The organism is Nitrobacter sp. (genome assembly GCF_051535235.1).
Lineage (GTDB): Bacteria > Pseudomonadota > Alphaproteobacteria > Rhizobiales > Xanthobacteraceae > Nitrobacter.
This window is the reverse complement of the sequence record NZ_JBPPLZ010000002.1, coordinates 130498-143422: the sequence shown is the minus strand read 5'-3', so window position 1 is coordinate 143422 and position 12925 is coordinate 130498. Positions and strand designations below refer to the sequence as shown.

The 12925-nt window shown below is 61.6% G+C and carries 12 protein-coding genes; 5 read left to right on the top strand and 7 right to left on the bottom strand.

The genetic code is table 11. From position 1 onward, the window contains the following. The 5 genes from ACS3WA_RS03155 to ACS3WA_RS03135 are packed head-to-tail and all read right to left on the bottom strand — an operon-like array spanning position 1 to position 5956. Positions 1-528 carry a c-type cytochrome gene (locus ACS3WA_RS03155; protein WP_438277113.1) on the bottom strand — a complete coding sequence of 176 codons (528 nt, stop codon included), beginning with the start codon at positions 526-528 and terminating at the stop codon, positions 1-3. Next, positions 525-1055: a DUF3341 domain-containing protein gene (locus ACS3WA_RS03150; protein ID WP_438277112.1), complete on the bottom strand. Its 531-nt coding sequence runs from the start codon at positions 1053-1055 to the stop codon at positions 525-527. Before ACS3WA_RS03150 ends, ACS3WA_RS03155 begins: the two co-directional genes overlap by 4 nt. Next, on the bottom strand, positions 1048-2403 hold the full coding sequence (gene nrfD / locus ACS3WA_RS03145) for an NrfD/PsrC family molybdoenzyme membrane anchor subunit (protein ID WP_438277111.1): 1356 nt from the start codon (positions 2401-2403) through the stop codon (positions 1048-1050). Before nrfD ends, ACS3WA_RS03150 begins: the two co-directional genes overlap by 8 nt. Further along, positions 2400-5303, bottom strand: a complete 2904-nt coding sequence (locus tag ACS3WA_RS03140; protein ID WP_438277110.1) for a TAT-variant-translocated molybdopterin oxidoreductase — start codon at positions 5301-5303, stop codon at positions 2400-2402. The genes nrfD and ACS3WA_RS03140 overlap by 4 nt, the downstream gene beginning before the upstream one ends. After that, on the bottom strand, positions 5300-5956 hold the full coding sequence (locus ACS3WA_RS03135; protein ID WP_438277109.1) for a cytochrome c3 family protein: 657 nt from the start codon (positions 5954-5956) through the stop codon (positions 5300-5302). The genes ACS3WA_RS03140 and ACS3WA_RS03135 overlap by 4 nt, the downstream gene beginning before the upstream one ends. A gap of 113 nt (positions 5957-6069) precedes the next feature. Here ACS3WA_RS03135 and ACS3WA_RS03130 point away from each other — a divergent pair, with 113 nt between their 5' ends. Genes ACS3WA_RS03130 through ACS3WA_RS03110 form a run of 5 tightly spaced genes read left to right on the top strand, consistent with a single transcriptional unit; the run spans position 6070 to position 9914 of the window. Then, on the top strand, positions 6070-6423 hold the full coding sequence (locus ACS3WA_RS03130) for a hypothetical protein (RefSeq protein WP_438277108.1): 354 nt from the start codon (positions 6070-6072) through the stop codon (positions 6421-6423). A 39-nt stretch (positions 6424-6462) separates the two neighbouring features. Beyond that, entirely contained in the window at positions 6463-7404 is a 942-nt protein-coding gene (gene coxB / locus ACS3WA_RS03125; protein ID WP_438277107.1) for a cytochrome c oxidase subunit II, read from the top strand. Further along, positions 7401-9008 carry a cytochrome c oxidase subunit I gene (gene ctaD, locus ACS3WA_RS03120; RefSeq protein WP_438277106.1) on the top strand — a complete coding sequence of 536 codons (1608 nt, stop codon included), beginning with the start codon at positions 7401-7403 and terminating at the stop codon, positions 9006-9008. Before coxB ends, ctaD begins: the two co-directional genes overlap by 4 nt. Then, on the top strand, positions 9001-9642 hold the full coding sequence (locus ACS3WA_RS03115) for a cytochrome c oxidase subunit 3 (RefSeq protein ID WP_438277105.1): 642 nt from the start codon (positions 9001-9003) through the stop codon (positions 9640-9642). Before ctaD ends, ACS3WA_RS03115 begins: the two co-directional genes overlap by 8 nt. Further along, positions 9642-9914 (top strand): cytochrome C oxidase subunit IV family protein, encoded by a 273-nt coding sequence (locus ACS3WA_RS03110; RefSeq protein ID WP_438277104.1) that lies wholly within the window; start codon positions 9642-9644, stop codon positions 9912-9914. Before ACS3WA_RS03115 ends, ACS3WA_RS03110 begins: the two co-directional genes overlap by 1 nt. Positions 9915-9926: 12 nt before the next feature. Here the strand turns inward: ACS3WA_RS03110 and ACS3WA_RS03105 are convergent, their stop codons facing one another. Both ACS3WA_RS03105 and ACS3WA_RS03100 read right to left on the bottom strand, forming a co-directional pair. Beyond that, positions 9927-11153: a c-type cytochrome gene (locus ACS3WA_RS03105; RefSeq protein ID WP_438277103.1), complete on the bottom strand. Its 1227-nt coding sequence runs from the start codon at positions 11151-11153 to the stop codon at positions 9927-9929. Further along, positions 11146-12924, bottom strand: a complete 1779-nt coding sequence (locus ACS3WA_RS03100) for a GMC family oxidoreductase (protein ID WP_438277102.1) — start codon at positions 12922-12924, stop codon at positions 11146-11148. Before ACS3WA_RS03100 ends, ACS3WA_RS03105 begins: the two co-directional genes overlap by 8 nt. Position 12925: the final 1 nt, after the last annotated feature.

Sequence of the window (12925 nt, the reverse complement as noted above, 5' to 3'; positions counted from 1 at the left end):
TCACGGCATCGCCTCCAGCCTGGCGCGCTGACCGGGCGGCACATCGTCAAGCGAAGCGCGGCGGCTCAATTGCAGCGCGCGGATATAGGCGACGATGGCCCAACGATCGCGCGGCGGGACCCGCGAGGCATAAGAATACATCGCACCGTAGCCATCGCTGATCACGTCGAAGAAATGCTGGTCGTCAGCCGCGACGAGCCGCGGATCATGATAACTCGTCGGGTGCGGCATGCCTCGCTGCACGATGATGCCATTGCCATCACCGCCCGCGCCGTGACAAGGCGAGCAAAATATCGCAAAACGCTGACGGCCGCGGTCGAGCAGGCCGGCCGTCAGGGGCGGTCTTTGCGTCGCCTCTTGCTGCCTTGCCAGCGCGTCGCGCGCCATCGCACCCGCCGGCGGATTGCGCGCGCTGCTCGAGCGAAACAGCGGCGCCTTCGCGTATTCGCCGTATTTGGGTTGAATTTCCATGTTCTGGTCACAGCCGGCAAGGGCGAGCGCCGCGAGCAACAGCACAAGAGTTCTCATGACGGCACGAGCTCCACCGAGATCGCGCCCAGTCCCTTCAGAAACGACGCCGTCCCCTGCTCGTCGAATGCGGCGTCACGGCTTTCGACGCAAAGAAAGAACCGGTCCTTGCTGGCAAGATGAAAGCGTCTCGCCGCGAACAGCGGAAAGTTCAACCTCGGCAATCCGTTCTGCCACAGCAGGGCGACGATCATCGACAACGCCGAAAACAGAATCGTGAGCTCGAATGTGACCACCGCAAATGCTGACAGCGCATAGACGGGGCGCCCGCCGACGTTGAGGGGAAAGTCGTAACTGACGTAGCTCTGCATCAGCAAAGCAAACGCGCTCCCCGCGAAACCGCCGAAAAGCCCCACCCAGGAAATCTTCGGTCGCGGCAGCCGCAGGGTTCTTGCCAGCCCTTCGACCGGAAACGGCGTAAACGCGTCGAGCGCGCGATAGCCGGCTTCACGCGTCTTGCGCGCCGCCTTCAGCAAGGCTTCCGGGCTGTCGAATTCGGCCAGCAGGCCGAACGGGCGATCAGCCATGCGCCTTCTCCTCTTCCTCGTGCAACAGCTCCTCGGTTTCGAATATCGAAATCATCGGAATGAAGCGGATAGCCAGCAGGAAGGGCACCAGAAACAGGCCGATGGTGCCGAGCCATGTCGACCAATCCCAGAACGTCGGCGTGAAGTGGCTCCAGGAGGAAACCAGGAAATCGCGATACAGGCTGGTGACAAGAATCATGTAGCGTTCAAGCCACATGCCGATCACGACCGCGATCGAAATCAGCATCATGGCCCAGCCCGTGCGGCGTACGCGGCGCGACCACAGCGCCTGCAGCGGGACAAAATTGAGAATCACCGCGCCCCAATAAGTCCAGGCATAAGCCCCGGCGGCGCGATCGAGCAGCGTTTGCATCTCATGCGGCTCGCCGGAATAAAACGCATCGAACACTTCGAACACGTAGCCGTAGGCGGTCATGAGTCCCGTCGCCAGCAGCACCATGCCGAGCAGATCGAGGTGCTGGTCGGTCACGAGGTTTTTAAGCCCGAACCAGGACCGCAGCGAAATCGCAATGATCGACACCATAGCAAAGCCGGAGAAGGCGGCGCCGAGTACAAAATACGGCGGAAAAATCGTCGAGTGCCAACCGGGGATCTGGCCCGCCGCAAACAGCAGCGAGACTTCGCTGTGAACCGACACGACCAGCGGCACCGCGAGCCCCGCCGTGAGCCGATAGGCTTGCGACCAGCGCTGCCAATGTGCAGCCGATCCTCGCCAGCCGAGCGCGGTGATGCCGAAGAAGATTTTCCATCCGCGGCGGGTGGTGCGATCACGCGCGGATGCGAGATCGGGAATGAGACCGGTGTACCAGAACGCCAGGGAGACTGTGAGATAAGTCAGAACGGCCCAGATGTCCCACTCCAGCGGGCTGCGAAACTGCGGCCAAACGCCCATCGTCGCCGGATAAGGAAACATCCAGTAGAGATACCAGGGCCGGCCAAGATGCAGCACCGGATAGATACCGGCGCAAAGCACCGCGAATAACGTCATTGTCTCCGCAAACCGGTTGAGCGAATTGCGCCACTCGCTGCCTGTCAGAAGCAGCAACGCCGAGATCAGCGTGCCGGCATGGCCGATGCCGAGCCACCAGACATAATTGTGGATCGCAAAAGCCCAGTTGACCGGGATGTTGATGCCCCAGATTCCGACGCCGCGCGTGAACAGTTCGATTGTCGAGACGATCAGCAGCAGCAACAGCGCCAATGCGATCAGCATCGCGATCCACCAGCGGCGACGCGCCGGGAAGCGTAGCGGAATGCCGGTCAACTGATCGGCGATGCCGCCCATGCTTTGCCGCAACGGCAGGATGTCGGCGGAGCGATCAGTCATCCCTGATCCTCCTCGCTATCGCGCCAGCGAGCGAGATAGGTGGTGCGCGGCCGCGTCCCCTGCTCTTCCAACAATGCGTAATGCCGTCCGTCGCGCCTGAGACGGGACACCTCCGACTGCGGATCGTTGATGTCGCCGAATGTAATCGCTCGGGTAGGACAGGCACTCTGGCAGGCGGTCACCACCTCGCCCTCACGGATCGCTCGATTCTCCTTGTCGGCTGCGGCATGAGCGGCCTCGATCCGCTGCGTGCAGTAGGTGCATTTCTCCATCACGCCGCGCGCGCGCACGGTCACGTCAGGATTGTCGGCAGCATGCAGCGGCGAATCCTCGGGCGCGCGGTAGTCGTAGAAATTGAAGCGCCGTACCTTGTAGGGGCAGAAACTGGAGCAGGTCCGCGTCCCGATGCAGCGGTTGTAGACCATCTGGTTGACGCCTTCGGGACTATGGGTCGTGGCATGGACCGGACAACCCATTTCGCAAGGCGCCTGCTCGCAATGCATACACGGCACAGGCTGGAAGAAGCTGCGCGGCGTCTTAACATCGCCCGTGTAGTAGCGAGCGATCCGCAGCCAGTGCATTTCGCGGCCGGCCTCGACCTGCTCCTTGCCGACAACCGGTACGTTGTTTTCGGCCGTACAGGCGGCGACGCAAGCGTTGCACCCAATGCAGGAGTCGAGATCGATCACCATGCCCCACGCATTCCTTGCCGAGGGCCATGGCGGATACAGGCTCGCCTGCTGTTCAGGCTTCGGTAGCGCCGGACGGGAGGGGCTCACTTCGCGGACGAAATCAAATCCTTCCATGCGATGATGCAACTGCGTGACCGCGAGGGTTTCGCGCTTCCCGGTCTTGCGGAGGCTGCCCTTCGCAGTCCGGGCGCCGTCGGCGGGCATCACCTCGAACGCATTGTAGCCGAGATTGTCGCCGACGCGGCCCGAGCGTGTCCTGCCGTAGCCGAGCGACAGAGCAACCGTATTCGCGGCCTGTCCCGGCATCACCCAGACCGGTCCCTGGATGTGCCGATCGCCGATGGCGATCTCGACGCCATCTCCATTGGACAGATTGAGGCATCGGGCCAGGGACGGGCCGATGCTGATGACATTGCCCCATGTCAAAGTGGTGAGCGGTTTCGGCAATTCCTGCAGCCATCCCACATTGGCGAAGCGGCCGTCCCAGATGGTCGGGTCAGGATGGAAGACGACGTCGAAATCGTCTGCCCTGGTCTTGATATCCATCGGCGACGGCAGATCCTGACGCGGCGCCACCTCAGTCACAAACGGCGCGGCACCCGGAATAAAGCCGTCATGCAGAGCTTGCGACCACCGCGCGTTGAACTGGTCGCCAAACACGGCGCGCCAGGTCTCGCGCACCGTACCATCCGGCGACGGATCGATCTCGCCGAGCAGCATCGCAAAAATCTCATGAACGCTCCGGACGTCGTAGAACGGTGCGATGGTCGGCTGGATGATGGTCGCAGTACCATCGACGGCACGGGCGTCGCTCCAGCTTTCCAGCATATGCGTCAGTGGGAGCTGCCATTCACAATGATAGCCGGTCTCGTCGCGCTGGAGACCGACGTGCACGCTTGACGGAACCTTCGCGAGGGCATCGACAAAGCCGAGCGAGACCGGCGTCGCATAAACCGGATTGGCATCGACAACGATCAGCGTATCGACCTGCCCCGCTCGCATGTCAGCGATCAGGCCGGACATCGTTTCCGCAGAGGTAGGCCCCCCGATGGGATCGGTGAAGCTCAACGTCTGGCCCGGATTCTTCAAAGCCTCGTTGAGCCGCGCCACCCACAACGCAGCGATGCCGCTGCAGCATCCGCCGCAGGCAACGACGTTGCGTCCTGCGGATACCTTTAATGCAGCAGCAGCAGCCTCTATCCAGCGACGCTCGCGATCGCTGACCTCCCGCATCGACGCGCCGCCGACGCCCATCTGCGCGGCCAAGGCTTCAGCGAGGATCGACATCCGCGCAACGTCAGCGGCAAGACGCTCGGCGGCCACAGCACCGGTTGCAGACGGTACAGGTTCGGCAACAAGAAGCCGGACGCCCGGCCGGTTCGCATGCCGCCTTCGTGCAGCCGACCAGGCGCGCGCGTTCCGCACCTGATCGGGACCGGGCCCGAGAAAATCGTCATCGAGACTGACGATGACGTCGCACTTGTCGAGAGCATAGTGAACGTCGAGCGCCCGGCCGTAGGCGGCTTGTGTCAGGCCACGGCGGACAGTGCGACCGACAGCTTCAAATGTATGGACACGAACCAGCGGAAACTGCGTGAGCAACGCGTCGACCTGTCGAAGCAGGGTCGGCGACGTCGTTGGCTCCATCAAAAGGCGCACTCCCTTGCCCTGGCTTTCCGACCAGTTCGCGCGCTGCTCGTGAAAATGTGCGGCAACGTCTTTCCACGTGACCGGCTCGCTTCGCCGCGTCGGCGCTTGCGCGCGGTCGGGATCGTAAAGGCCGAGAATCGCCGCCTGCATGAAGATGTCGCTACGGCCCTGCGTAACCGGATGATCCGGATTGCCGTCGAGTTTTGTCGGCCGCCCGGCATAGGTCGTGGCGATCACCGGCTGGGCATAACCCTCTAGCGTCACGGCGGAGGCGTAATAGCGCGGGACTCCCGGCACGTCATCGACGGGCTGATCGACGTACGGAAGCGCCGCCACGAATGGACTCTTTTCGCAGGCCGTCAAACCCGCGAGCGCAAAGGAGGCGCCCATCAGCTTGAGGAACTGCCGCCGCGCCGCCGGAGGCAGCTCCATTGCAGATGGGAATTCGGCATTCACCCAGCTTTCGAACGACGGATCGCCGGACAACTCCTCGATGCCCGACCAGAGCCGCGTCGGGCTCGAGCTGTTGCCCTCCTGCTTTGACGAGCGGCGATTCATCGGTGACACACGTAACAATGGGTCAATTCACCAACGCGAATATGCTCGTGCGCGGCAATGGCTTCGCCAGCGGCACGCACATCGCCCTGGGGCTTCCAGCCCATCGCGGTGATGGCATTGGCAGGGCGCAAGTTCGGCGCCGGATCGCGATGGCAATCGAGGCAGAACTGCATGGTGAATGCCTTGGCGCGATAAGTCAGCGCCATCTCGTCGATACGACCGTGGCAGGTCTCGCATCCCACGCCCTTTGCGATATGGACGTCGTGGCGGAAAAACACGTAATCTGGCAGCTTTGCCACCCGCGTCCAGCTGAGCGGCTTGTTCTCTGCAAGGCTGTCCCGAACCGGCGCGAGCATGCTGGCATTTGTCCAGATCTGGGAATGGCAGGTCATGCAGGTTGCGGTCGGCGGCAAGCCGGCATGAGGACCGTCCTCGACGCTTGAGTGGCAGTAACGGCAGTCGATACCGAGTTCGCCCGCATGATGCCGATGACTGAACGGAACGGGCTGCGATGGCCGGAAATTCGACGACGTGACGTAGTCCGACCGCGCCACGCCGACGACCATGACCAAGCCGCCCGCCGTCAACGCGAGCCCCGCCAGCAGGAACAGTCGCAGCCATGTGTCGGCGGCAGGAGAAAAGATCTGGGTCATTCGGGCTGACCCGCCTGGAGAATGTACGTCGTCTAATCCTCCGGCGCTGAAATCGTTCCTTCTCAGGAACCGGCAAGCATCGGGCGAATTATCGAATCGCCGAGGGTCAGGCGATGACAGAGCAGACAGACTTCGATTACGAGCGAACCGACATCGCAAGCGTCGGGATCGCCTGGACCGCCGGCGGGCTCGCGGCGTTCATTATTCTGACGCCGCTTTTGATGCCGTTTGTCTTCCCTCAATCGATGAAGCACAAAAACCCAGCCGCGCCGCCCACACTAAGCGCCGGCACGCCGCGTCTCGACATCGTGCCGCGCGAGAGCCTGGATCGATTCCACCGAAGCGAAAGGCGGCTCACCGACACTTACGGATGGTCGGACCGGGAACATGGACGGGTCCGGATTCCCGTCGCGCGGGCCGTGCAAGTGCTGCTTCACAAAGGATTGCCTGGATGGCCATCACAATGATGGTCATTCGGACGCACTGGCGCTGATCGGGCCCTCGCAATGTGGCGCGAATGGATCCCCTTCTGGCATCCCGGCGTTTCGCCTCATGGCAGCGACGTCGATCTGCTGTTCACCGGCCTGTTGGTCGCAAGTTCGCTTGTACTCGTCCTGCTGTTTTTTCTTCTGACCCTCTTCTGCGTGCGCTATCGCGCGACGAACGATGTCGATCGCGACCATCGGATTACCAAGAGCTGGCATTGGGAAGTAAGCTGGACAGCGGCTTCGCTGGTTGGATTTCTTTTGCTGTTCGTGTGGGGAGCCGAAATCTACTTTCAGATCTACCGGGTACCGACGGATCAACTGTCGGTGTTCGTGGTGGCCAAGCAGTGGATGTGGAAAGTCCAGCACAGCGGCGGCCAGTCCGAGATCAACGCGCTGCATATTCCGGTTGGCCAGCCGGTCCGGTTGGTGATGGCGTCGCAGGATGTCATCCATAGCTTCTTCGTTCCGGCGATCCGGCTCAAGCACGACGTTGTGCCGGGGCGCTATCAGGACCTCGAGATCGAAATAGACAAAGCGGGACACTACCATCTGTTTTGCGCGGAATACTGCGGCACCGAACATTCCGGCATGACGGGCGAGATCGTCGCAATGGAGGCACCGGACTATGCGGCATGGCTCGCGGCGCAAACGCCCGTCAATTCGCTGGCACAGGAAGGCGGCACGCTGTTTCGTGAGCTGGGATGCAGCGGCTGTCATGGGGCCGGCAGCAAGATCCATGCACCGTCCCTCGACGGCCTTTACGGACGTCCGGTCCCGCTGAGCGACGGCAGCACGGTGACGGCCGATGACAAGTATATCCGCGACTCCATCCTGCTGCCGCGCAGCCAGATCGCGGCCGGCTACGAGCCGCTGATGCCCTCGTTCGAAGGCAAGGTGAATGAAGAACAGTTGCTCCGGCTAATCCTCTACATCAAATCGCTTGGCGGACGACGCCCATGAACGAAGAGAACTATCTCAATGCCGGCTATACGTTGCGTTCCTGGTTTTTCACCACCGACCACAAGCGCATCGCCATTCTTTATTTCGCGAGCCTGATCTTCTTTTTCTTCATAGGCGGCCTTGCCGCGACCGCGATCCGTATCGAACTCGCGACTCCCCAGGCAGACCTCGTCAGCTCCGACATGTACAATCGCCTGTTCACCATGCATGGCGTCATCATGGTGTGGTTCTTCCTGATCCCGTCGATACCGAACACACTTGGCAACTTCATCGTTCCGCTGATGATCGGCGCTCGCGATCTTGCTTTCCCGCGCCTCAACCTGCTGAGCTGGTATCTGTTCATGCTGGGCGGCGGTGTGACGCTGATTGCCATCGCCGCCGGCGGCATCGATACCGGCTGGACATTCTACACGCCGTTCTCGACGCTTTATTCCAACAGTTACGTCGCAGTGGCCGTGACCGGTGTCTTTATTTCAGGATTCTCCTCGATCCTCACCGGGCTGAATTTTATCGTCACCATTCATCGCCTGCGAGCGCCGGGACTGACCTGGTACCGTCTGCCTCTGTTCATATGGTCGCTCTATGCGACGTCCGTCATTCTCGTTCTGGCGACGCCCGTGCTGGCGATGACGCTTGTCCTGATCGTGGTCGAGCGCGTGCTTGGCGTCGGCATCTTCGATCCGAGAATCGGCGGCGATCCCCTGCTGTTCCAGCACCTGTTCTGGTTCTATTCGCACCCGGCCGTCTACATCATGATCCTGCCGGGCATGGGCGTGATCAACGAATTGATATCATGCTTCTCCCGCAAGGCCGTGTTCGGCTACAGGTTCGTTGCCTGGGCGAGCCTTGCGATCGCCGCGGTCGGCTTCCTTGTTTGGGGTCATCACATGTTCGTCAGCGGCCAGTCGCTGCTGGCAAGTCTTGTATTCTCCTTCATGAGCTTCATTGTCGCAGTGCCATCGGCCATCAAGGTCTTCAACTGGACGGCGACGCTGCACAAAGGCTCGATCCGTTTCGATGCTCCGATGCTTTACGCGCTTGCATTCATCGGCCTCTTCACCATCGGCGGTCTCACCGGCCTGTTCCTCGCCTGCCTTGCTTATGACGTGCATGCGACGGACACCTATTTCGTTGTCGCACATTTCCATTACATCATGGTCGGCGGCATGGTGACGGCCTATTTCGGCGGGCTGCACTACTGGTGGCCGAAGATCACCGGCAGGCTTTATTCCGAGCCCTGGGCGCGGGTCGCAGCCGTGCTGATTTTCTTCGGCTTCAACCTGACGTTCTTTCCGCAGTTCATTCTCGGCGCCGAGGGAATGCCGCGGCGCTATCACGTCTATCCGCCGGAGTTTCAGCTCTGGAACGTGCTTTCCTCTGGCGGCGCCAGCATTCTGGCGTTCGGTTACCTGCTGCCGCTGTTCTATCTCGCTTACTCGCTGTTCTTTGGAGCCCGCGCCCCTGCCAATCCGTGGGATGCGCCCGGTCTGGAATGGCAAACGTCCTCGCCGCCGCCGGAATTCAACTTCGCCTCGCAGCCGGTTGTGACGCGGCCGCCCTACCAATACACGCCGAATTTCCACGCGGAGCCGCAAAATGCCTGACGACGGTGCTTTCGCTCCGCAATTTGTCTCCGCGCGTCATCGCGACGAGACGGCCGAACTCGGCATGTGGGTCTTCATCGCGACCGAGGTGCTGCTGTTCGGCGGCCTCATTCTGGGCTATTGCGTTTATCGTCACGCCTATCCCGAAGCTTTCGCTGCCGCGAGCCGACATACCGGCATCGCGATCGGAACGGCGAACACCGCCATCCTCCTCACATCGAGCTTTCTGGTGGCCTGCGCAGTGGATGCGTTTGCCGAGGAGACGCGGAAAACCTGCGTCACGCTTCTGTCCGGCGCTATCTTGCTGGGTTCCCTGTTTATCATCCTCAAGGGCTTCGAATATGCGAATGAGTACCGCGAGCATCTGGTGCCGGGAGTTGATTTCAGATTTGCTGACAAATTCGCCAACGGCGCAATGCTGTTTTTCATCTTCTATTTCGTCGCCACCGCGATCCACGCCCTGCATATGCTGGTCGGCATTGGTCTGCTGGCGGTTCTCGCTCCACTGAGTTTGCGCGCGCCGACTGCGCGGCACCGCGCCGCCCTGCACAGCGTGGCGCTTTACTGGCACTTCGTCGACGTGGTCTGGATATTTCTTTTCGCCCTGATCTACCTGCCGGGAAGGACGGCCTGATGCACTGGCGTCCGCCTCCAGCATTGCTCGGCGCCTGGCTGGCGCTGCTGGCGCTGCTTACGCTGACAGTGACGTTGGCCTATGTGCCGCTCGGCAACTTCAACAGCATCATCGCGCTCACCATCGCCGCGACCAAAGCCACCATCGTCGCCGCGGTGTTCATGGAACTGCGGCACCGCGGCGCACGCACCTACGTCTTCGCCGGCGCCGGAGTGTTCTGGCTGGGCATTCTGCTGTGGCTCGGAATGATGGATTTCCTCACCCGCACCTGATCCAGGTCAACTTCAATTGACCCGCGCGGCCAGCGCGGAACGCGCCTTGCCCACATCCACCGCGCTGACGGCAGAGTCTTGCTTGCCGAAATGACTCCGGACATAGGTCGCGACCGCAGCAATCTGGGCGTCGTCAAGCTGCCAGCCGAAGGCCGGCATGGCGGGACCGGTCGGCTCCTTGTCCGTCGAAACGCTCTCCGCTCCCTGGATGATCACCCGCAACACGGTGTCCGGCTTCGCCGCAGAGACGGTCGCGACTTCCGTCAGGTTCGGAAACATCTGCGGCACGCCTTTGCCATCCCCGCGATGGCAGGCCGAGCAAAGATCCTGATAGATCGCAGCCCCTGCGTTGATGACATCCTTGTCGGGCGATGCGGTCTTTCCCGGTGCCGACCCGGAAAGATCCTTCAGATAGACGGCGATGGCTTTCACGTCACTATCGGTCAGATGCGAGGTCGAACGTCCGACCACCTCGCCCATCAATCCGGCCGCGGCCGCATTCTTGTTGTGGCCGGTCTTGAGATAGGCAGCGATATCATCGACCGACCAGTCGCGCAGCGATCCCTGCTTGCCCGTAATATCCGGCGCGGTCCAGCCTTGCAGGGCGGAGCCATGCAGCGTCCGGGACGCTTCATCACTGCCAAGTACGGTCTTCGGAGTATGGCACGCGCCGCAATGCCCGGGCCCCTGAACCAGATAGGCGCCACGATTCCACTCCTTCGACTTCGAGGCGTCGGGCCGGAACTCGCCCGGCGTAAAGTACAGCGCGTCCCACGCGATCATGGAGGAACGAAGGTTGAGGGGAAACGGAAGACGATTGACGGTCACCGCGTTATGCACGGGCTCGACGGTGTCGAGGTAGGCGCGGATATCGGCCACGTCCTGGCGCGACATCCGCGTGTAGTACGGAAACGGCATGGCCGGATAGAGACGCGCGCCGTTCCGGCTGCGTCCGTGCCGCACAGCGGCGTCGAACTCGTCGTCGGTCCAGGCGCCGATGCCCGTTTCGGGGTCGGGGGTGACGTTGGGCGCCGCGAGAACCCCGAACGGTGTTTCGATGGGACGTCCGCCAGCGAAGGGATGAGCGCTGCCGGGCGTCGTATGACAGCTTCCACAATCGGCGGCCGTTGTCAGATAACGACCGCGCTCGACTGCGGCGAAATCCTGCGAGCTGGCGCTACGGGAAGGGCTGGCGCAGACGCACAGCATCGCTGCGGTTATGGCGACGGCACTACGCATCGATCAACCGGCCCGGGTTTTTCAGATACTTGCTGCGGATCGCCTGCGCTGCCCAATAAGCGAGCGCAGCCACCGTTCCCGTCGGATTGTATCCCGGATTCTGCGGAAACGCACTGGCGCCGGTGACGAACAGGTTCGGCACATCCCAGCTTTGCAGATAGCGGTTGAGCGTACTGTTGCCAGGAACGGTGCCCATGATCGCGCCGCCGCAAAGGTGCGTGGTCTGGTACTTCGTGATGTCGTAGGGGCCCTTGCGGTATTCCTTCTTGATCTGCTTCGCGCCCATCGCCTCGAAAATCTCGGCGAACTTGTCGGTCAGGAATTTGTTTTGCCTGAGTTCGTTGTCGTGGAAATCGATGGTCATGCGCGCGAGCGGACGGCCGAAGCGATCCTTGTAGGTCGGATCGAGATCAACGTAGACGTCGCGATAGCTGTACATGCTGCCGTGCACGCCGGTACCCGGCTTCAGCGCGCTCTGATAGTTTTCCTTTACCGCCTTTTTCCATTCCGCGCCCCATGCGGGCGTGCCCGGCGGGACCGGCGTGGTCTCGATCGGCCGGCCGTTGGTCTGAACCTGCCCCATGTAGCCGCCGCCGACAAAGCCGTGCGGTCCATGATCGAAGTTGTCGCCATTGAACTCGTCGATGCACATGCCGATCGCGCCGGACGCGATAAAGGGATTGAAGACAAATTTGGCCGGATCGAAGAAGCTCGTGACGTCCGAAATGGTCTGGTGCGTGAAATTACGGCCGACCGTTCCGGTATCGGCGATCGGGTCGTAGGGCTCGCCGATTCCCGATAACAGCAGCAATTGCACGTTGAAGATCGTGTAGGCGGCCAGAATCACCAGATCGGCGGGCTGCTCCCATTCGACGCCATTGGTATCCACGAAGGTCACGCCGGTCGCGCGCTTGCCCGACGCATCGAGGTTGATGCGCGTCACTTCGCTGTTGTCGCGCAGCGAGAAGTTCTGCTTCCGCAGCAGCACCGGCAGGATCGTCGTCTGTGGCGTGGCCTTGGAATAGTTGCCGCAACCGAACCACTCGCAGAAGCCGCAATAGGTGCAAGGCCCCAACCGAACGCCGAGCGGATTACGATAGGCTTGCGACATGTTGCCCGACGGCTGGGGAAACGGCTTGTAGCCGAGTTCACGGGCAGCCTTGGCGAACAGCGTTGCGCCAAAGGGCTGCTGTTGCGGCGGATTGGGATAGTGCCGCGAACGCGCCCCCTCGAAGGGATTGCCACCCTCGATGATCTGTCCGTTGACATTGCCGGCCTGCCCCGAGGTTCCGCAGAGATATTCGAACCTGTCGTAGTGTGGTTCGAGGTCGTCATAAGTGACACCCCAGTCCTGGATCGTCATGTCCTCTGGCAGGAAGTCCGCGCCATAGCGTTCGGTCAGATGCGTACGCGCCACGAAATCCGACGGCAGAAAGCGCCACGTTTCAGCGTTCCAGTGAACGCCGCCGCCGCCAACCCCGTTGGGCGGCATAAAAGCTCCCCATGACCTGATCGGCAGTGCCGTCTGATTCATCCTGTTGCGGAAAGTGAAGGTGGTTTGCTCGGGCCGAAGGAACAGTTCATGGCGGATGCGGTATCGCAACTCGTCCGCCACATAGCCCGGTGGATAGTCTGTCGCCGTATTGCGCCACGGCCCGCGCTCAATTGCGGTCACATCGAGTCCGGCGTCGGACAGCTCGTGAGCCATGATCGATCCGGTCCATCCAAGGCCGACAATGACGACATCCTTGGCCGGCAATTTGCGGGACATG